The organism is Cyclobacterium xiamenense, assembly GCF_042140265.1.
Lineage (GTDB): Bacteria > Bacteroidota > Bacteroidia > Cytophagales > Cyclobacteriaceae > Cyclobacterium > Cyclobacterium xiamenense_A.
Genome location: NZ_CP159481.1, coordinates 920,769 through 941,620, shown reverse-complemented (window position 1 = coordinate 941,620; position 20,852 = coordinate 920,769). Strand labels below are relative to the sequence as shown.

The 20,852-nt window shown below is 48.7% G+C and carries 19 protein-coding genes; 14 read left to right on the top strand and 5 right to left on the bottom strand.

Features of this window, described 5'->3' with window-relative positions; genetic code table 11:
* Positions 1 to 89: 89 nt before the first annotated feature.
* The 3 genes from ABWH99_RS03990 (at position 90) to ABWH99_RS03980 (ending at position 1,799) form a co-directional block, all read left to right on the top strand.
* Entirely contained in the window at positions 90 to 698 is a 609-nt protein-coding gene (locus ABWH99_RS03990; protein WP_375585017.1) for a hypothetical protein, read from the top strand.
* 142 nt (positions 699 to 840) lie between these two features.
* A complete protein-coding gene (locus ABWH99_RS03985) occupies positions 841 to 1,296 on the top strand; it encodes a hypothetical protein (RefSeq protein WP_375585016.1) in 456 nt (151 codons plus the stop codon).
* A 98-nt stretch (positions 1,297 to 1,394) separates the two neighbouring features.
* Positions 1,395 to 1,799 carry a hypothetical protein gene (locus tag ABWH99_RS03980; RefSeq protein ID WP_375585015.1) on the top strand — a complete coding sequence of 135 codons (405 nt, stop codon included), beginning with the start codon at positions 1,395 to 1,397 and terminating at the stop codon, positions 1,797 to 1,799.
* A gap of 499 nt (positions 1,800 to 2,298) precedes the next feature.
* Here the strand turns inward: ABWH99_RS03980 and ABWH99_RS03975 are convergent, their stop codons facing one another.
* Entirely contained in the window at positions 2,299 to 2,607 is a 309-nt protein-coding gene (locus tag ABWH99_RS03975; RefSeq protein WP_375585014.1) for a hypothetical protein, read from the bottom strand.
* Positions 2,608 to 3,053: 446 nt separating this feature from the next.
* Here ABWH99_RS03975 and polA point away from each other — a divergent pair, with 446 nt between their 5' ends.
* Complete coding sequence (gene polA, locus ABWH99_RS03970; RefSeq protein WP_375585013.1) at positions 3,054 to 5,861, top strand: DNA polymerase I; 2,808 nt, start codon at positions 3,054 to 3,056, stop codon at positions 5,859 to 5,861.
* A gap of 50 nt (positions 5,862 to 5,911) precedes the next feature.
* On the top strand, positions 5,912 to 7,288 hold the full coding sequence (gene radA / locus ABWH99_RS03965) for a DNA repair protein RadA (protein WP_375585012.1): 1,377 nt from the start codon (positions 5,912 to 5,914) through the stop codon (positions 7,286 to 7,288).
* A gap of 5 nt (positions 7,289 to 7,293) precedes the next feature.
* Here the strand turns inward: radA and ABWH99_RS03960 are convergent, their stop codons facing one another.
* Complete coding sequence (locus tag ABWH99_RS03960) at positions 7,294 to 8,025, bottom strand: class I SAM-dependent methyltransferase (protein ID WP_375585011.1); 732 nt, start codon at positions 8,023 to 8,025, stop codon at positions 7,294 to 7,296.
* Between the two features lie 132 nt (positions 8,026 to 8,157).
* Positions 8,158 to 9,636, bottom strand: coding sequence for a M14 metallopeptidase family protein (locus tag ABWH99_RS03955; RefSeq protein WP_375585010.1), 1,479 nt, complete (start codon positions 9,634 to 9,636; stop codon positions 8,158 to 8,160).
* Positions 9,637 to 9,753: 117 nt separating this feature from the next.
* On the opposite strand from ABWH99_RS03955, the gene ABWH99_RS03950 reads away from it, so the two are divergent.
* Both ABWH99_RS03950 and ABWH99_RS03945 read left to right on the top strand, forming a co-directional pair.
* Complete coding sequence (locus ABWH99_RS03950; protein ID WP_375585009.1) at positions 9,754 to 10,788, top strand: mandelate racemase/muconate lactonizing enzyme family protein; 1,035 nt, start codon at positions 9,754 to 9,756, stop codon at positions 10,786 to 10,788.
* Positions 10,785 to 11,846 carry an aminotransferase class I/II-fold pyridoxal phosphate-dependent enzyme gene (locus ABWH99_RS03945; RefSeq protein ID WP_375585008.1) on the top strand — a complete coding sequence of 354 codons (1,062 nt, stop codon included), beginning with the start codon at positions 10,785 to 10,787 and terminating at the stop codon, positions 11,844 to 11,846. Before ABWH99_RS03950 ends, ABWH99_RS03945 begins: the two co-directional genes overlap by 4 nt.
* A 19-nt stretch (positions 11,847 to 11,865) precedes the next feature.
* Here ABWH99_RS03945 and ABWH99_RS03940 read toward each other — a convergent pair whose 3' ends face one another.
* Positions 11,866 to 13,743 (bottom strand): DUF4838 domain-containing protein, encoded by a 1,878-nt coding sequence (locus tag ABWH99_RS03940; protein WP_375585007.1) that lies wholly within the window; start codon positions 13,741 to 13,743, stop codon positions 11,866 to 11,868.
* A gap of 115 nt (positions 13,744 to 13,858) precedes the next feature.
* Between ABWH99_RS03940 and ABWH99_RS03935 the strand changes: the two genes are divergently transcribed.
* Positions 13,859 to 14,605, top strand: coding sequence for a hypothetical protein (locus ABWH99_RS03935; protein ID WP_375585006.1), 747 nt, complete (start codon positions 13,859 to 13,861; stop codon positions 14,603 to 14,605).
* 13 nt (positions 14,606 to 14,618) lie between these two features.
* On the opposite strand, the gene ABWH99_RS03930 is transcribed toward ABWH99_RS03935, so the two are convergent.
* Entirely contained in the window at positions 14,619 to 16,412 is a 1,794-nt protein-coding gene (locus tag ABWH99_RS03930; RefSeq protein ID WP_375585005.1) for an ABC transporter ATP-binding protein, read from the bottom strand.
* Between the two features lie 465 nt (positions 16,413 to 16,877).
* On the opposite strand from ABWH99_RS03930, the gene nusB reads away from it, so the two are divergent.
* The 6 genes from nusB (at position 16,878) to coaE (ending at position 20,852) form a co-directional block, all read left to right on the top strand.
* Positions 16,878 to 18,062, top strand: coding sequence for a transcription antitermination factor NusB (nusB, locus tag ABWH99_RS03925; protein WP_375585004.1), 1,185 nt, complete (start codon positions 16,878 to 16,880; stop codon positions 18,060 to 18,062).
* Between the two features lie 8 nt (positions 18,063 to 18,070).
* On the top strand, positions 18,071 to 18,379 hold the full coding sequence (locus tag ABWH99_RS03920; protein ID WP_375585003.1) for a YtxH domain-containing protein: 309 nt from the start codon (positions 18,071 to 18,073) through the stop codon (positions 18,377 to 18,379).
* 13 nt (positions 18,380 to 18,392) lie between these two features.
* Positions 18,393 to 18,941 (top strand): DUF1573 domain-containing protein, encoded by a 549-nt coding sequence (locus ABWH99_RS03915; protein ID WP_375585002.1) that lies wholly within the window; start codon positions 18,393 to 18,395, stop codon positions 18,939 to 18,941.
* Between the two features lie 2 nt (positions 18,942 to 18,943).
* Positions 18,944 to 19,264, top strand: a complete 321-nt coding sequence (gene yajC / locus ABWH99_RS03910) for a preprotein translocase subunit YajC (protein ID WP_375585001.1) — start codon at positions 18,944 to 18,946, stop codon at positions 19,262 to 19,264.
* A 72-nt stretch (positions 19,265 to 19,336) separates the two neighbouring features.
* The gene (locus ABWH99_RS03905; RefSeq protein WP_375585000.1) at positions 19,337 to 20,245 is read left to right on the top strand and encodes a YbbR-like domain-containing protein; all 909 of its coding nucleotides are present in this window, start codon (positions 19,337 to 19,339) and stop codon (positions 20,243 to 20,245) included.
* A complete protein-coding gene (gene coaE, locus ABWH99_RS03900) occupies positions 20,235 to 20,852 on the top strand; it encodes a dephospho-CoA kinase (RefSeq protein ID WP_375584999.1) in 618 nt (205 codons plus the stop codon). The genes ABWH99_RS03905 and coaE overlap by 11 nt, the downstream gene beginning before the upstream one ends.

Sequence of the window (20,852 nt, the reverse complement as noted above, 5' to 3'; positions counted from 1 at the left end):
AATAAAGAATTTGGCCCCTAAACCCCGGAAGACTTATTCGTTTTTCGATTAAACCATACCGGGTCAAAAAAGGTTACCAAGAACGTACCATGACAAAAAGCACATCCCATACCGACCAAATGACGGCGGAAATGTACCGCCTGCTAAAGATCTTTGGATCGATCTCGGTCGGCTTGGTGTTATTGCTTTCGTTTTTCAATGAGTACCGGGCCAACAATTCCGGGGAAGAAACGGAATTTACTGCCTCCGATGCCGGACTGATCTACTTTAACAACATTCGGAAAATAGATTACCACACCGCTCGACTGCCGGAGGCGATGATCGACCGCTATACACATCAGGATTTTGATCCGGATAGTCTCAAACCGGCCATTCACCTGGACCTTATCGTTCACAAAAATAACATGACGGCGGTGCCCTATCTTGTACCGAAAGGAGGGCTACAAACGAGCCCATCCTTATTGCTCAGGGCCTACCAAACCCACGAAAACCCGAATGACTCGCTCGCATTCCAAACAGGAGACCGACAGGCCCATCTGCAGGCTGCCAAAAAACTCTACCAATGGCTTGCCGCGGATATGGTCCTCATCGAAGCCAAGACGGAAAGCGGCTGGGAAACAGTGCTCTCCGATCCGAAAGAACGAAAGGCATTTATTCAAACGGTTAGAGACTACGAAAAAATCACCTCTGCTAAATAAAATTCTTTGCTCGGCTGGCGATCTACCCTGTAGTGGTACCGGCTGAGTGCACATGGAAAAAAAGAAAAATTACTATAACTTGTGAAACAGTCGACCGGTACAACCGAATCCGTCGGCCACTGATACCCAAAATAACCCCCTGATGGAACTCAAGAGAATTGATAACCTCTGGCACTTTTTTGCCACCCAAAATCAATTGTTCTTAAAGAAAAAGACAGGCCAGGAAGTTGCCTACACCTTTGTAAAACACAACATCCTCCTCACGCATCTATTTAACCCGAGGTTTACCAGCCAATCTGTCCTTACCATCGGTCCCGAATCCTTCGAATTGGCCGTAGAAAGTCAGGCCGCTGGTCGGAAAAGGTTTGGTCTGCCCGGCCAGGCGATCAAGGTCCATCAGCGACTTTTCTTCCCTAGAGATTTGCTGCGTCTTACCGCTCATTTCTCCGTAACGGTAGAGAGGGATCGCTTCCGGAACATTCGGGTCTCACTGGAGCCATTTGTACCCCAAACGATAATAAAAACGTATCAGCCGGTCAACTTCATCAGCGAAATCCTGTGGGGATTTCGGTATTTTTCAGAAACCATTAAAAATTAAATGCAACGCGAACCACCAACCCCTGGTGAACGTTACATTCCTGTCTACGAGGAATTATGAAGCGCCCTTCCAATCACACAGAATTTCCACAGTTTACCATGCCGCATAGAGGTTTGTTATTGCTTGCAGGCATTTATGCCGTCCTCTGGGGGGCCTTTTTCCGTTGGTTCGGGCCAACCGTTTTGAACTGGCTGGCCATGGACACCGGGCTGGAGGTATGGCAGGGAACCGTTTTCTACGGAAGCCTGGGAATGCTGGCTGGCTTGCTGTTATTCCTGTCCGCTTTTTACCCGCTGAGCTGGATCTACCTGATGGGATTGGGAATTATTTCGAAAGTCGCTTCTCTCGTTACTTTTCTGGCCCTTTACATGGGGGACATGGATTGGAACAAACGGCTGGGTTTCCACCTGATTTTTAACGAATTGCTCTGGCTCATCCCCCTCTCAATCATCTTCTGGAAGGCCCTTCAGGTAAAAAAGTATCTTAAATCCCTATCCGGGTAACCCCTGCGCTAACTCCCAAAAAGTCTCCCTTTTCCAACCAACAGTCCTGCCCTGTGGTCTTCTCACAATACCTGCCAAAAACGTCAACGCCGGCCAACCAGGCAAGCTGCCATCTCTGGTGCATCTCGGGCGTTTGCTAGCGGTTCGATCCAGGTCAGGGCACGAAGTGCAGGGAGGTTGCCGTAACCAATGGCAACTCCGTTTGAAATAGCTGTTGGATGCACTTCCTTCTCATTCGATCTGAGTACAGGTGCACCGATGAACCGGCTCAAAACAGATGGCGATTTTCGCCAAAAAAAATCGAGAACAAAATACCAACCCTAAGCGGTCCTGTGGTACGCTGACCGCCCGGACAGCTTCGCTAAGTGGATGGTACCCGGGTCGCTACCGCGGGCAGCCGGGTACCCATGGAAACGGTTGGCCGAAGTCTGCCCGAATACCAGAGAGAAACAGATACAAACACCCCCGATTATTTTTGAGAAACCGGGGGCGCCGGTGATCAAGTCAATATAATGAGCAACAGCAGAATAACGATCAATGCACCTGCGGAGATGTAAATACCCCCGCCCAAAGCTTTCGCTTCTTTATTGATCTCTCGCAGCTCCTCGCGGATTTCCTTTCTCTCTTCCTTGTCCATGGCGCGGAAATCCATGGTTTTTATCTCTTTTACCCGCTCGTCCAATTGCTCCAGACGGGCCTTTTCTTCGGGACTGGGTTCCTTTTTTGCAGGCTCATTTTTTGCCATGGCTGAAGGAGCGATTGCTGTCAAGCACATCAGGATGGCTAAGAAGTACGCGATCTTTTTCATTGAAAGGGGTTGTTAACGTGAAACATGTTTCTGCATTTTTGAATAGCAAGCTAACGACGTCTTGAAATATTTCCAAAATATACCAATAATCCTAGCAAAAAAGGAATATCTTCGCGTTGACCGTCAAAATCAGTGGGAAGGACCTCTGCTTGTCCGCTTTTTTTCCATACGGAGTTCGGCCCTGCCCGGTACATTGCCCGGGCAAAAAGCAATCTTCCCGGAATGAGCGTCCCTGCCTGAACAAAGCGTGGGAGGCCGCTACCTCTCTCCTCAGCCGAGGATCAATTTGTTCAAATTCAGGGGTCAACGATTTGGTCAGCTGATGGCGGTTGGATCTAATTTTTTTCTGGGCGCAGCATTGCCTAAAATTCACTAACTTGTGCTGGGTTTGGGGGCAAATGGCTCCGGCAATCCCATAGGACACCTCAAAAAAACCAGATCAACTAATGGCTAAAGGCAGCAAAAAGCTTTTTCTTCTGGATGCAATGGCATTGATATACCGGGCGCATTTTGCATTCAGCAAAAACCCCCGGATCAACAGCAAGGGGCTTAATACCGGCGTGATGTTAGGCTTTACGAATACCCTTCTGGAAGTATTGGAAAAAGAAAAACCCACGCACATTGCGGTGGTTTTCGACACCCATGCACCCACCTTCCGGCACGAACGATTTGAAGCCTATAAAGCCAACCGTCAGGAGCAACCGGAGGACATTGCCGTCGCCATACCCTGGGTCAAGCAGATTGTGCAGGCTTTCAATATCCCCACCTTGGAATTGGACGGATTTGAAGCAGATGATATTATTGGAACCTTGGCGAAGAAAGCCGAACGAACCAGCTTTACCGTGTACATGATGACACCGGATAAGGACTACGGGCAACTGGTGGAAGACCATATTTTCCTCTATAAACCCGCCTTTATGGGAAACGCGGTAGACGTCATGGGTCCAAAAGAAATCTGCGAAAAGTGGGATATCGCGCACGTGGACCAAGTACGCGATATATTGGGATTGATGGGCGACGCGGTCGATAACATCCCGGGTATTCCTGGTATTGGTGCCAAAACCGCAGTAAAACTGCTAAAACAATTCGGATCGATCGAAGAACTGCTCCGGAACACCGATCAACTCAAGGGGAAACAAAAAGAGAACGTTGAGAATTTTGCCCAGCAAGGACTATTGTCCAAGGAGTTGGCCACCATTATTCAAGACGTGCCCGTTGACTTCGAGGAAAATGCCCTAATCTACGAACCACCGAACGAGGAAAAACTCAAAGCCCTTTTTGCAGAACTGGAGTTTCAAACCTTGACCAGGAGGGTGTTCGGAGAAGCCATAAAAAAACCAAACATAAAAGTAGACGAGCAATTGGGGCTTTTTACAGGAAATGAACCTAATGCGACCTCCGAAGAGGTCCAAGACCCGCCCATTTCCGTTCCAAATAGCCTGGACACGATCTATACCCGTAACCACGATTACCACCTGGTGACGGGAGAGGAGACCATTCGGGAGCTGGTGCATTATTTACTGCTTCAGCAAGAGATTTGTTTCGATACAGAAACCACCTCCATCAACCCCAACCAAGCACAACTTGTGGGCATATCCTTTGCCTACCTACCGGGCGAAGCCTACTATATTCCCTTTCCCGCAGACAGAAAAATAGCTGATCGCATTCTGGCACTTTTGGCCCCTGTCTTTTCTTCGACTGAAATCCTTAAGATCGGGCAAAACATCAAATACGATATCCTGGTATTGATGAATTATGGCATCTCTGTAAAGGGGAAACTTTACGATACCATGCTGGCGCATTACCTGATCGAACCGGAAGGAAAGCACTCCATGGACTGGATGGCCGAGCAGTACCTTCGCTACAAGCCGGTTTCGATCGAAAGCCTCATTGGGAAGCGGGGAAAAAACCAAGGCAATATGCGGGATGTGGCCCCGGAGGAGGTGGCTCCTTATGCGGCAGAAGATGCCGATATCACCCTATTATTGAAGAAAGAATTGGATCCCCTGATCCGGGAGAATACCTTGGAAAAGCTATTGCATGAGGTAGAAAGCCCCCTAATCGAAGTATTGGCTGCCATGGAATTTGAAGGGGTTCGCATCGATACCGAGAGCTTGAAAGAAATGTCCGTCGAGCTTGAAACAGAAAGCCGGGTCATCGAAAAAAAGGTGTACGAATTGGCCGGTGAGCAATTTAACTTGAGCTCACCCAAGCAATTGGGAGAAATTCTTTTTGTCAAACTGCAGTTGGACCCCAAAGCAAAAAAGACCAAAACCGGGCAATACGCGACCGGGGAGGAAGTACTCAGCAAGCTGGCAGTAGACCACGAAATTGCTCAGGCCATTTTGGATTTCCGTCAGCTGGTCAAGCTAAAGTCGACCTACGTGGACGCCTTGCCAGGATTAATAAATCCGAAAACCGGCCGCATTCACACCACCTACAACCAATTTGTGGCTGCTACCGGCAGGCTCTCTTCCATCAATCCGAACCTGCAAAACATTCCCATTCGAACCGAACGAGGTCGAGAGATCCGAAAAGCTTTCGTGCCAAAGGATGAAGACCACCTGATACTGGCGGCAGACTATAGCCAGATTGAACTACGCATCATGGCTGCCTTTTCTGAAGACCGGTCCATGATCGAGGCCTTCGAGCAAGGACGCGACATCCACGCCACGACAGCTGCCAAGATATTTCAGGTACCTTTGGAGCAGGTAAGTGCAGACATGCGAAGGAAAGCCAAAACAGCCAACTTTGGAATCATCTACGGCATTTCTGCCTTTGGTCTTTCCCAACGATTGAAGATTCCCCGATCGGAAGCAAAAGAAATCATCGACGCCTACTTTAAGGAATTCCCTGCCGTAAAAGCCTATATGGATAAAAGCATCGAAAAAGCGCGAAAAAACGAATTTGTGGAAACCATTTTGGGCCGAAGGAGGTACCTGAGGGACATCAACAGCCGAAACGCCACCATGCGCGGCTTTGCCGAGCGCAACGCCATCAACGCCCCCATTCAGGGTTCTGCCGCGGATATGATCAAAGTGGCCATGATCCAGGTGCACGAATGGATGGTCCGTGAACAACTGCGTTCCAGAATGATCCTGCAGGTACACGATGAATTGGTGTTTGATGCGCACAAAGAGGAGGTGAACTTGCTGAAAGAGAAAATTCCTGTGCTCATGTCAGGAGCGATCCGCTTTGCGGTACCGTTGGAAGCAGAGGTGGGCATTGGCAACAATTGGCTGGAGGCCCACTGATCCCTCATATACCACATGGGTAGTCACAAACCATCTTTTCCCTATCGTCCATGGCCAAAGTAAAAACTGCTTTTTTTTGTCAAAATTGTGGGGTAGAAAGCCCCAAATGGGTAGGAAAATGCCCCTCCTGTGGAGAATGGAATACCTACGTGGAGGAAGTCATCCAAAAGGAGGTGAATCAGAAAGGCAGTTGGAAATCAGGAACACTCGCCCCCAAGAAAGTCAGTCACCCCAAGCGACTCAAAGAAATCGACTACGAAGCACAAAGTCGCCTTATCACCGGAGATGTGGAACTGGATCGGGTGCTGGGAGGTGGCATCGTTCCGGGTTCGTTGGTATTGATCGGCGGGGAACCGGGTATTGGCAAATCTACCTTGATGCTGCAAATTGCACTCATGTTGGCTTCCACAAAAATCCTATATGTATCCGGGGAAGAAAGCGAAAACCAAATCAAGATGCGCAGCGAACGGATGGACTACCGATCCGATAATTGTTACGTACTCTCCGAAACCAACACACAACTAATTTTTCAGCAGGTAGACCTGCTGAAACCCGAATTGCTGATCATCGACTCCATACAGACCTTGCATTCCCAATACATAGAATCGGCCGCAGGATCGGTGAGTCAGGTGCGGGAATGTACGGCCGAACTGATGAAATTCGCCAAAGAAACCGGAACACCGGTTTTTCTGATCGGTCATATAACCAAAGACGGAGCCATCGCAGGCCCAAAAATCCTCGAGCACATGGTGGATACGGTGTTGCAGTTTGAGGGCGATCGCCACTTGAGCTACCGGATCCTGCGAACCTCCAAAAACCGTTTTGGCTCCACCAATGAATTGGGGATTTACGAAATGCATGCTGCCGGATTAAAAGCTGTTACCAATCCTTCCGAAATACTAATGACGCAACGGGAGGAACAGCTGAATGGCGTGGCCATTGGTGCCATGCTGGAAGGAAACCGGCCGCTACTCATTGAGATACAGTCTCTGGTAAGTCCAGCTACCTATGGCACACCGCAGCGAAGCAGTACCGGACACGACGCAAAACGCCTCAACATGCTCTTGGCTGTATTGGAAAAAAGAGGTGGTATGCGCCTGGGGCAGCAGGATGTATTTCTAAATATCGCCGGGGGATTACGGGTGGATGATCCAGGGCTGGACCTGGCGGTATGCGCTTCCCTGATCTCTTCCTACGAAGATAGTCCCGTAGACCCACGCATCTGTTTTGCCGGAGAAATCGGCCTGGGCGGGGAAATCCGCGCCGTCAACCGCATCGAAAGCCGCATTGCAGAGGCAGCAAAAATGGGATTTAAGAAAATCATGCTCTCCCGATACGGGTTGAAATCCCTGAATACGGAGCAGTTTTCACTGGAAATTGTGCCCGTTACCAAATTGGAAGAAGTATACCGACACCTCTTTTTGTGAGGGGCCTAGTCGGCAAGCTTTTTATTGGCTTTTCTCCCCCCAAAGGCAGCGAAACAACAATTCTTGTGCAATAGCTCCAGTTGGGAGAAGCCTACTTTTTTCATTAGGTCCAACTGAAACAGAAGGGACCGGGGACTGTCTTCTTTTTCGATGTAGTCGAATACCTTTTTTCGGTAGGTCAGTCCTCCGATAGACTCCAGGTACAAACCGTACCGGTTCCACATCATTCTCTGCATCTTGGGATCATCGTGCACCACCAAATCCGAAACCCAGAAGCTTCCTCCCGGTGCCAGCACCGAATAAATCTTCCTGAACACCCGTTCCCAATCGGCGGTATCACGCAGGTGATGCAGCACCGCAGCCGCCACGATGATATCGTACGAATTCTCAACCAGCTGCGCCTTCCGAATGTCCGATTGGATCGTTTGCACCTTTCCGGTAGTGGCCCAGCTGACCCGATCATAGGCCCTGTCCAACATCGGCTTACTCAGGTCCAGTAAATCGCAATCCATCTGGGGAAAGTAGTGCAAGATCTTTAACGAAAGATTGCCGGCACCAGAGCCAATATCCAACATGGCTGTTGCCTGAGGATTGGATACCACAGCAGCATTGGCGATCAACTCCATCGACAGCGGAGCATCCATGGTGGCCTGCTGTCCCGATTCCAGGTTCGAAAACCTTTCCACATCCCGATCAAATCGGGCTCTGATTTCTTCTGTAGTAGATTTATCCCGCATGCGAGCCAATCGATTTGGTTCAAAACAATTTTAATCTTACGAATTTTACCATACAATTACAAAATTAAGTCGTTCACGTGCATTCCAGCCTCGGGATCCTTTGAATCCCCTGCACCTGGAACGGCCATTTTGCTAGTTGACGGGATGCCGAAACGCTTCTGAACCCGGATTTTGCAGGTCGATCAAGTAGCCGTTTACCACTGCGTAGCGGTATTCGCCCTCCCTGACGAGAAAAAAATTCGGGGCATTTGCAAGCGAAGGTTCCAAATCCGGAAGCTCCTCTCCGGTTAAGAGCAGCAAGGGCAGCTCGTGCAGTTTTCCCTTATTTTCCGTTGACGTCTTTACTCCCAGATAACCTTCCCGTAGCAAGCGGAACGCTTCTTCTCGATTGAGTTCTTCCAGAGGTTTCTCCTCTTCCCATACCTTGCCGGCGGTCGCCTCCAGGCCGGTGGCGTCTAGTTCTTTGTAGCCATGGTATACCGAGAGGTCTCCCCAATCCGAAACCGTCCCCTGAAAATACCTGCGTTCCTCCGCATACCGGGCAGCACGCCGTACGCCAATATCGGTGACATACGAATGCCCGGCAGTGGTTACGGAAACATTTCGAACAATCAGGTCCATCAAACGGGAAGAATTATCAGGAATAGCCAGGTAATCGTCCACCGGAAATGTTTCGTACGTACCCGCAGCAATTTCGTACAGAGCGTTCAGAATAATCATGAAATTCAGTTTTCGCACGTATTGCTTTTCCGGATCATCTGGAAACGCTCCCGATTCGATCAGGATGGTACTCGTCCCCCATTTCTGAAAATTATCTCCAAAAGCCCGGGGCTCAAAGGAATCGTTGTACTTGCCAAGGTGGTCTGGAATCTCTTCCTGCAACACCCGATTCATACCCGCGATCACTTTCATGGCTTTTTCCCTTCCGGGGTTCATCTCCCGGGCCTCGTTATAGGCCGGTGCAAGCACCGAAATGGTGGCCGGATTGGTCGTTCCGGATACATTGTAATAGCTGTTCTGATCGTGGAGGTTAAAGCCAAAATCGGGCTCAAACGCGTCTCTGGCATTTTTTAATACAACGGCCTCCGGGCTACTTTGTCGAATCGCATCGCGGTTTAGGTCAATGTGCAACGCGTTTCTACGCTGAAACCGTTCCGCCCCGTCAGGATTGACCATAGGAATGAATCGGATTTGCAATTCATTTCGAATCTTCTGCCGGATATCCTCAAAGGCATCGGTTTCGCTGCCTTCCAAAAAATTGAACAGGTCAAACAGCGCCATGGTGGCCGTACTTTCGTCTCCGTGCATCTGCGACCATAGCAGGACAGGCCTGGTGCCATCGCCGTAGGTAAGCGCGTGGATGGGCCTTCCCTCCACCGAATTTCCCAGGATTTGGTTTTCAAACAAAGAAGAGCGGGATTCAATCAAAGGAGCGATGGTCGCGTACCCAAATCGACGCTGGGTAAGACTGGGCTCCCGAAACTGTTCGAATGCCTCAGCCAGACGGTTAGTATCCAGAACTTCCGCATCAGGGCTGCAGGAATGCATGCCCAGCACACAGAAGATCGCACAAAGTAGAAAGATTCGAAGGTGGTTGCGGTTGGTATTCATGCTGCGTCGTGGTTTTGGTGTAAATATGGCTAAATTTAATGAAATATTGAGGAGAGAGTTTAAACGAAATCCGGCGAAAGCGTACCTTTGGGTGATGAAAACACCAGATCCTATCCTATGAAGCTCGAAATCTTACCTTTTCAACTTCCATTAAAACACACCTTTACCATCGCCCATCAAAGCCGGGACATTCAGGATACATTGATCGTTAGGCTGCTGGGACCGGATGGGCTGTATGGACTGGGCGAATCCACTACCAATCCCTATTACGGCATAACGATCGAAAACATGCAGGCATGTTTGCTAAAAGTGGCAGATGAGGTCTTGTCCGGATTAGCGCCCATGCACCCGGAAGAGCTTTGGAAGATCACCCAACCCTATTTTAAAGACAATCCCTTTGCTCAATGTGCGCTGGACATCGCTGCCTGGGATCTGTATGCCAAAATGCAGGGCAAAAAGTTATACGAGCTATTGGATTTAAACCCGGCCGCCATTCCGGTAACCAATTTCACCATTGGCATTGCTCCCATTCCTAAGATGATCGAAAAAATGAAGGAGGTAGACTGGCCCATTTACAAAATTAAATTGGGTACGGATCACGACCTGGACATCATCAAATCCCTACGTGCACACACCGACGCGGTCTTTCGGATTGATGCGAATTGTGCCTGGACTGCCGATCAGGCCATCGCATATTCTGGGGAACTGGCCAAACTAAATGTAGAATTCATGGAACAACCCCTGGCCAGGGAAGACAACGAAGGGATGAAGAAAGTCTATCGGTACAGCGAACTTCCGGTAATTGCCGACGAAAGTTGCATCACAGAAGAGGATGTTTCCCGTTGTTCGGGCCTTTTTGACGGAATAAATGTGAAATTGGTAAAGGCAGGAGGCATCACGCCTGGCCTGCGGATGCTTCGGCAGGCCAAATCCATGGGAATGAAGACGATGGTAGGTTGCATGACCGAATCTTCTGTAGGAATTGCAGCCATCGCGCACATTGCTCCCCTACTGGATTATGTAGACATGGATGGGGCCATGCTTTTGGCCCGGGATATTGCGGAGGGCGTGACCATTCGTACCGACGGGGTCGAATTCCCTAACCGGCCCGGAACGGGCGCAGTCTTGATAGAAAGTCCCGGTGTCGGATGAGTCGTACCTACTGCACTTCTCAGTTGGGACGAACCATTTCCCATCAAGGCAAAGAATACCTGCATTTTAGCGGTACTTCCTATTTCGGCATGGGCACCCTTCCCGAATTCAAAGAACTCCTGATTCAGGGGATCCACATTCACGGGCCCAATCACGGATCCAGCCGAAACAGCAATGTACAATTGCCTGTATACGAACAATTTGAGAGCCGATTTGCCGCCGGATCCGGGTCCGAAGACGCGGTACTCCTAAGTAGTGGCTACATGGCCGGGCAACTTGCATTGCATACGCTCCGACCCCTGGCGGATCTCGTCTGGACGGCACCGGACACCCATCCCGCCATTGCCATTGACAATCAACGTCCGGAGGGTCTCAGCCACAGGCAGTGGCAGGAGAAATGCATTGCCAAATCCCTGGAACTCATCGGACAAAAAATCCTGCTGCTCTCGAATGCCGTGAATCCCCTGCTCCCCGAGGTGTATGATTTTGCCTGGACCAAGCAGCTATCTCCTGCGAACGACTATTTCTTGCTGATTGATGACAGCCATGCCTTTGGATTGCTGGGACCGGGCATATTTGGTACCCATGCCCAATGGAAGGAACTGCCGGTGAACCTGATGGTCGCCGGATCGCTGGGCAAAGCACTGGCTCTTCCAGCCGGAATTATCATCGGAAGCCATTCGCTTGTTGATCTTGTTCGAAAAAATCCCGGTTACCGCACTGCCTCTCCGCCTGCTCCTGCATTCTTACATGCATTTTTGGAAGGGCAAAACTGCTACCTCAAGCAGAAGGAAACCCTGCAACGAAACATGCAGCAGCTTTTTGGAGCATTGAACGGGCTGAGGGGTTTTCATTTTCTGCCTAACTATCCGGTGGTCACCTTTGATCGGGAAGACTGGGTGGAACAACTGCACCGGGAAGGCTTCGTCTTATCATCCTTTCCTTATCCATTACCCGATAGCCCTGCAGTAAACCGAATTGTTTTGTCGGCCTGGCACCTACCCGCTGACCTGGAAGCATTGGTGGCTGCACTAAAAAAGTTGCCTGAGCATGGATAAGCAGGAGCAATGAAGGAAGCTATTGCTTTGCTTCTGCTACAATGGGATAATTTTCAAGGTATTCCCTGGGAGTGGTATGCCACTCGGAAATCCGACTGACCTTCGCCTCGGTGCACTGAAAGTAGAATTCGTAAAGAAGTTCCTGAACCTTGGTCGGCAGGAGGGCTTTTTGTTTTCCTTCTTCTAGGTAGGTTTCCCAATTGGCAGCATCATTGGCTTTCCAGATTTCGAGCATGGCATAGGTTACCGGAAGACGGGCTTTTTTGACCCGGGAGAGTTGCACCGGGTTTTTCCGAACCGCCCGCTCTGCCTTATCAAACAGCCCATTGTAAGCGTCGATTAGCTCCGGACGAAGAAAACTATCCTGTTCCTGCTCAGGGCTACCGAAAATGGACATTTTTCTTCCGGTAAACCCTTGATTGTGGTCGTGCAGCAGGTCGATATAACGTTGGATAAAGGTTGCGGCTCTTCCGTAGTACGCGCTCAGGAAATCGCTGATTTCCCGGTCCACATTCAGGTCTGGGTTCCAAAGCAGTTTGGCGAGGAGGTACGCCCGCAGTTCCGAAGCCTCACCGCCAGACTGAATATTTCCCTGGGCAAAGACGGCGCTCACGTTATTCTTCCGAAGAAAAGAGATATTGGGCTGCAAGGTTCGCAGGTTTGGAAACGGAGCCAGCAAATTCGCAAATTGAATGGTGTAATCCCATACCAATATATTATCTGTCAGCTGCCCCCAACCCTTCAGGTCATTGCTGAAGTCCGGGTCGCCCGACTCCATCGGCTCGTTTCGGGTGCTTTCGATGCTGCAAAGCATGATATTTACATTTTCACGGGGAATCAAATTTTTGGGAGGCACCCGGGTATACTGATAAGCCAGGGTAGAAATTACCTTATCGGGAAATCGCGCTGCCACTTTGTTGATAAAGGTTAGCAAGGAGCCCATACCCAACGCCGGGTACCGACTGCCGTGTGTGGCATACATTTTCTCTTCGGGTGCAAACGCCGCATACCTGGCATCCAGGGCGGCGCATTCGGCGCATCGGCAATAATTTACATTGTCGTTTTGGCTAACGGACCAATAGCGCGCGCCGGGCTTCTCATCAATGGCTTTTTGAAGGTTCTGGCATACAATCTCAAGCACTTCCGGGTTGCTAAGGCAGAGTTGGGATTCCGGCTGCACGCTCTTTCCGTCCCAGGAAGGTACCAAGCCGGGGTGTCGCTTCCCATCATAAAAACTAAAGTACTCCGGATGGCTTTCTCCGTATTCCTCAGGAGCGAGAAAATGATGAAAGGTATGCACCCAATACCCCCATTCCGAAGGGCTGTTGCCCCGCTCGCCGTGAGCATGCAATTTGTGCCAGTCCATAAATTTGGGATCGTAGGCATGCTGGTAAAACACTTCCCGGAAAGAAAAATCAGGCACCTGGAGGTCATCGATGCGGGGTATGCGGATCGTTTTTTGCCTTGGAACCACTTCGAAGTCCGACGTGTATTTTCTACAGCCCAGGTATTTTTCCAAAAACGTATAAACCGCATAAACCACCTCGTTTTTCGGGCCACCGGTCAGGATAAGTTGCCCGCGAGTCGTTCCAATGTACAATCCATCCGCTCCGAGCTGCGTGTAATCTACGAAAGCAGATCCCCGCCGCTTTACCCTTCCTATCAGGATTTCTTTATCCCTTGGCAGGTCTTTTTCCGTACTTATCTCAAGGCGTATGTCCGCTATTCTATACAAATAGTGTTGCAACACTTTCGCCGCGTGCACCTCTGTCAGACTGGGTTGTTCGGGAATAACGATGGTAAAATCAGAGGCTCTGTTTTTGACCAGCGTAAGCGCTTGGGCCAGGCCAGTTGCGTAGACGGAAAATGCCAGTAAGAGGGTAAGGATCGTTTTCATGGGCAAGCGTATAGAATCCGCGGGAAATCTTAGATGTATAGAAATATACGACAGATGAAGGGAAGGCACAAAACTTGAGGCTATTTCATCGAGTTTAACCCGATGATTTTTATTCATGATACGATATGGTCTTTTAGCCGCGATGGTACTCGTTCTTTTGTACATTCCCGATGTCCGGGCCCAATTTACGATAGACATCGAATCCGGGTTGGCATTTCCCGGATATAACGTTGTCCGCATTCCGAACGAAGGAGGAACGTTGTTTAGCTTTCAGAAAGACTTCGAGACAAGCAGCCCCGTGATCCCATGGAGGATACGGGTGGGGCATGCGTTTAACGAAAGGAATCATATTTTCGCCCTGTTTGCCCCGCTTTCCATTCCTTATACCGGAACAGCTCCCCGGGACATTGATTTCCAATCCAGCACGTTCAGGCAAGGCACCAACCTGACTGGTTGGTATACATTCAACAGCTACCGCCTCACCTACCGGAGAGACATAGCTCATTCGAATGATTGGCTGCTGGGAATTGGCTTTACCGCGAAAATTCGAGATGCCAGGATTCGTCTGGCGGACGATCGGGGCTTGGACGATCGGAAAGACGATCTGGGCTTTGTGCCTCTACTGCATCTTTACGCCGCCTACGATTTTGGTGCGGGAAAATTGCTTTATTTTGAAGGTGACGGACTGGCAGGAGGGCCGGGGCGCGCCTTTGACCTCTTTCTGGGTACCCGCATAGCCCTGAGCGACCGAATAGCGGTAAAGGCAGGGTATCGCCTGCTGGAGGGAGGAGCGGACGTGGAGGAAGTGTATAACTTCACCCTGGTTCAATTTGCGGTCGGGGGAGTTTTTCTTCGGTTTTGAGCTTGCCGATAATTTACTCTACCTCTCCCGCTTGTTGCGTTTGTTTTTCATACAGCTCGGCATAGGAGCCTTTGGCCAGCATGAGGTTTCCGTGGGTACCTTTTTCCACGATTTTTCCGTCGTGTAGCACAATGATCTGGTCGGCCAACTTCGCAGAGGAAACGCGGTGGGAAATAATAATGGAGGTTCGGTCCTTCATAATTTTTTCCAATGCATTTAGAATGGCATTTTCCGTTTTGGTATCGACGGCTGACAGGCAATCGTCCAAAAGCAAGATGCGGGGAGACTTGACGATGGCCCTCGCAATCGAAACCCGTTGCTTCTGTCCTCCGGATAGCGTGATCCCCCGCTCCCCAAGCCGTGTATCGAAGCCGAGGGGAAAATCCACTATATTTTGATACACGTCTGCATCCTTTGCTGCTTGTTCGATTCGATTGGCATCCAACGTTTCTCCAAGACCAAATCCGATGTTGTTGGTGATGCTATCGCTAAAAAGAAAAACATCCTGTGGAACGTATCCGATCTGTTCGCGCAAGTGAGCAATGTCGTAGGAACGGATATCAACATCGTCAATTAAAATCCTTCCGGAACTCGCATCGTACATGCGCATGAGCAAATTAGCAATGGTCGACTTGCCCGAGCCGGTAGTACCAATGATTGCCAGGGACTGCCCCGCGGCAATCTCGAAACTCACGTCGTCAAGAGCCCGTATTCCCGAATCGGGGTACACAAAGGAAAGGTTTTCGGCCCGAATGCTGCCCTCGATATCACGCACAAGGTTTTCGGTGCTGATCAGGTCGTTCTTTTGATCCAAAAATTCGTTGATCCGTGTTTGGGAAGCTGCCGCGCGCTGCACGATACTGGTGACCCACCCAAGTGAAGTCACCGGCCAGGTAAGCATGTTGACATACAGAATAAACTCGGCTATCACCCCGTAGCCGATGGCCCCCTCAATTACCTGAATTCCTCCCACATACACCGTGATAATCGTACTAAGACCGATCAGGGCCAAAATCAGAGGAAAAAACAGCGATTGCACCCGGGTGAGGGAAATTGATTTTTCTTTGTAATCCTCGCTGGCTTTTTCAAATTGCCTGGCACTATCCGACTCACGAACGAAGGATTTGATCACCCGAATTCCTGAAAAAGCCTCTTGTACAAAGGTACTCAAGCCAGACATGCTCCGCTGAATTTTCTCAGACCGTTCGTTGATCATGTTGTTGACCAGATAAATGCTGAGTGACAGTACGGGTAGGGGCATTAGCGAATACAGGGTCAGCGGAACATTGACCGTAAACATGTATCCGATAACCATTGGAAACAAAATCAATAAATTGATCCCATACATCAGGGCCGGGCCAAGGTACATCCGGACTTTAGACACGTCTTCCGTAATCCTTGCCATGAGATCTCCGGTGCTGTTTTGACGAAAAAACGCGAGTGGAAGGCTTTGATAATGGCGATAGATTTCGTTTTTGAGATCGTATTCGATAAGCCGTGACATGGCGATAATGGTTTGCCGAATCAAAAACAAAAATAAACCCCGAAGCAGCGCCATGGCAAGGATAAGCATGCCGAACACGAGAATGTACTTCAAGAACACGGCTCGGGCCGACTCCCGCACCAGATCCCCTTCTTCGTATATTTGGTAATAAGAAAAGCTTTCGACCACGTAGTCGATGGCTATTCGTACCAATTGCGCCGGGATGATGACGAATATGTTGGAAATCAACGTAAACAACAGTCCCAGAAAAAGGTACAGCTTGTATTTATACAAGTATTTATTTAATCTCCAAAGGGCCTTCACAAATTAAAAAACGTTTAAATTGGCATTTTCTTTTGATGCTTCCGGTGTTTCCGATTCATTCGCTGCACATTTCAATACATAATTTTGTCAGTCCGTAAAAATGCGCCTCCGGGTGCAAATATAACAGTTTCCAAACGCCAAAGTTCACCGGTGGGTCGCAAAACCGTACAAAACAAAAAAGTGTGCATTGAGGCGGTATAAAATACCGATCGATTATCGTAAGGGAATTGCTTGGTTTTGAAAATGCGGTGCCGTTCGGCCTGCCACCAAAACGGTTTGCGCCGGATTCGGGAGATTCAGAAAATTGCTGCGCTGGTAAAAAATTTATTTCCATCCCGAATGAACCGATATATTTGCCCGTTGCGGGTACATTTACTAATTTGCAGAAATTTTCATTTTAACAGGCATATCTGCACCGGTGGTACAATTCGGGGGTCATCCCATCACGTTCTTTAATTTCACTTAATGGTAAACAGAAGAATCCTTAGAGTCAAAGCATTTCAGACCTTGTATGCGTACCAGCAATGCACGTACAGCAACGCAAACCTCGCACAAGACTTCATCCGGGAGGCCTTTCTGCCGGACCTAAATACCATGGAAGTGCAGGACAAGGGGCAGTTGAAACGAGATGCGGAACGATGCGTGCAGCTTTTTTTGGCTAACCTTCACGGAGATACCTGGCAGTCGGGTGGGGAAAGTGATGAAAAAATCACCCATACCGCTGTCAAGGCGATGGATCTTTTTAAAAAATACAACCGGAAGGACAAGGAATTTTTGAAGCAAAACATGCTTACTTCCGTAGAAAATATCCCGGGTTTGTACGTCTACGCCATTCACATGTTGGTAGATTTTGGCATACATGTTCGGAACGAGAAGGGCAAAAAAAGAAAATACGAGTCCCAACCGGAGGTGCAACAGGGTTCCGTGTACAATCTGGGAGCAAACAAAGCCTTGCAGATCATCGAAGAAAACCTGGGTTTTCGCCGCGAATGCAACCGGTTTCAAATAAACGGGCAGGAGCTTGAGCTCGAGATCAAGGAATGGTTTCGTGAGCTGGTAAAGCCTAACGAGGACTACCAACGGTACATTGCTATCGAAAACCCCTCCTTTGAGGAAGACAAGGAAATCCTCCAATCCTTGTTGAAAAAGGTACTGTTTAAAAGTGAGGCAGTGATTAGTTTTTTTCAGGACAAGGACTTGAATTGGTCGGAAAATAAATCCATTGTAAGAAGTTTGGCATCAAAAGTGATAAAAAATCTGACAGGAGCGGAAGAAAATACGGACGAGATCCTGCCTGAATTGGCATTAAACTGGGAGGAGGACAAGGAATTTTTCCAAAATATCTATAACTTGACGATAGCTTCAGAGGATGAATTCAGTTCCCTGATCGCTCAGAAAACCAAAAACTGGGACGTGGAAAGGATAGCGCTGACCGACCGGGTAATATTAATCATGGCGTTGACGGAAATGGTTAACTTCCCTAGTATTCCGACGAAGGTTTCGATCAATGAATACATTGACATATCCAAAACCTACAGCACACCCAAAAGCAAGCAGTTTGTGAATGGTTTACTGGACACCTTGTCAAAAGAACTAACCGAAAAGGGAAAAATCCGTAAAAGTGGTAGAGGACTTATTGATAATAAATAACAAAGATAATGGGTAAAAAAAGTAATTCACTAGTCATTTTTGCTTTAGGGGCAGGATTGGGAGCAGTCATGGGCGTGCTTTTCGCACCTGATTCGGGCAATAACACCAGGGACAAACTTTCCTACCGATTGGGAAAGTACAGAAATGAACTGGAAGATCTAATCGAAGAGTTAATGGAGGGGAAGAATTTACCGGACAACCTGGCAAAGTCAGAAGGCGATAAAGTCATCACGGAGGCTAAGTCTAAGGCCGAAAATCTTCTCAACGATGTCAATAAACTAATTGATCAAATCAATCAAGAAAATAACAATAACTAAATCAGTTAATCTTATGAATTATTCAAAAACCACGGTTTGGATCCTTGGCATTTCGCTGATGCTGACCGCCGCCTGCAGTCAGGGAGGTGGGGATAAAGACGACCGAATCAAAGCGTTGGAACAGAAAATCTCTCAGTTGGAGCAAAACCAGGTAGCAATGCCCGCCAATGCACAAAACATACAGGCAGCGGACCCTGCTTCCATGGGAGCCTTTTCTTTTGAGGAGGAAGTCTTTGATTTTGGCACCATACAGGAGGGTGAGGTCGTAGAAAAACTCTTTACGTTTGAAAATTCAGGACAGGCTCCCCTGGTAATTTCCAACATACAGGCTTCCTGCGGATGCACCAGTCCTGAATGGACCAAAACGCCCATCAAACCGGGAGAAGAAGGCTTTGTGAAAGTTGTTTTCAATTCTACCGGAAAATCCGGAGTCCAGAGCCCAACGGTAACCATACAGGCCAACACCTCCCCGAACGTAACCCGCTTGCGCTTGAAAGGAAACGTCACTAGAAAAACAGCTTCTGCATCACCCGGGCCCTCTGCAGGCCCTGTTAAACGATAAAAATGTACCATTCACTATTGCTTCAAGTAGACGGTGGTGCCGGAAGTGGCATCATGGGTCAGGTTTTTCTCTTCGGGAGTATCATCCTCATCATGTATTTCTTCATGATCCGTCCCCAACAAAAAAAACAAAAGGAAACTACCAAGTTTATCTCAGAAATCAAAAAAGGAGACCAGGTGGTCACGGTGGGAGGAATCCATGGCAAGATTTATGCCGTGGAAGGAGATCAGGTGCTGGTGGAACTGGATAAGGGAATGAAACTCAAGGTTGAAAAAACCGCACTTTCACTCGATTACACCAAAAAATTAACGAATGCAAATTAATTTTCCGTACAGTTGAGTACTCTTGGTAATTATTTTAGGAAACTGAAACCTGAAAAATCATCCAATCTAAAGGTGGTAGTCCTCTGTGTGTTTACGGCTACCACCTTTTGGCTTTTAAACGCCCTGAACAAAGACAATTACACAACGACGGTAAATCAACCCATATCAATCCTATACGACACAGAGGAATACATGGCTGTCGAAGAAGTTCCCCAGGAAGTTGGGATTCAAATCAACGGAAACGGCTGGGATTTGTTAAAAAGACACTTGAAAATTAGTGTTACCCCCTTGGAGGTCTTTCTAGAGGACCCCTTCCGAAAACCCTTCCTGCTGGCCTCTGAACTAGCTCCACAAATGCAGGAACACATTGCCTCCTCCGATCTGATAACCATTGTTCCCGATACCCTGAACTTCAAAATTGACAGGATCGTTTCAAAAAAAATTCGACTGGCTCCGGATACCACCGCCAATACGCTTGCAGAAAACCATGCCTTTGCTTCTCCCATCTCCATCGAACCGGAAGTGGTAACCGTGACGGGACCGATTTCCATTATCGAGCAGATGGAGGGAAAGTTATTACTTGGATTTGGCGAAACCAATATCCGGGAAAACTTCTCAAGACTCCTGCCTCTCACGTTAAAGAAGGAGCAGCAGGCCTTTCTTCGCCTGGATGAAGAAACGGCACAGGTATCCTTCGAGGTAGTTGCGTTTGTGGAAAATCGGTTGACCCTTCAAATTCAACAGCGCTACTTTCCTGAAAACGTGACGGTGGATACGGATATCACCGAACTGGAAGCCCGTTTCCTGATCCAGGAGGACAAGCAGGCGATGCTAAATGAGCTGGAGCTGAGTGCCGTTTTAAACTACAACAATCGAAACCGGGAGGACAGCACCATCTCGGCCTCCCTCAATAAAACTCCCGAGTACATCCGGAACATCAGGTTTGAACCCGAAACGTTTAAGCTGATTTATGACGAATAGAAAACCCCTATTGGTTGGAATAACCGGGGGCATTGGTGCTGGAAAGTCCCTCATTGCTCAAATTTTTTCCTTGTTGGGAATACCGGTATACAACGCAGACAGCCGCGCCAAATGGCTCATGGCCCACGATACCCTGCTGAAAGAGGACATTCGGACCCGTTTTGGTGATTCCGCTTTTACACCCGAGGGTACCCTAAATAGCCGTTACCTGGCCGAAAGAGTATTCGCTGATCCCAGGGAAACCGAAGAAATAAATCAGTTGGTACACCCGGTAGTAGGACAGGATTTTATGGACTGGGCAAGCAAACAGACCACGAACTATCTGTTAAAGGAAGCCGCTTTATTATTCGAAACTGGCTCCTACCGGCAATTGGATTGTACCATTCACGTCACTGCCCCCTGGCAATTACGGGTTGAGCGGGTATTGAAGCGAGACCCGCACCGGAGCCGGAAACAGATTGTTCAGATAATGGAAAAACAATGGGAAGACGATAAAAAAAACAAACTGGCAACCTATGTTGTCCCCAATGACGAAAGAGAACTGGTCATTCCCCAGGTGCTGTCGATTCACAAGGATATTAGTCAGCGAGCATCCAGCTCCTCCTGA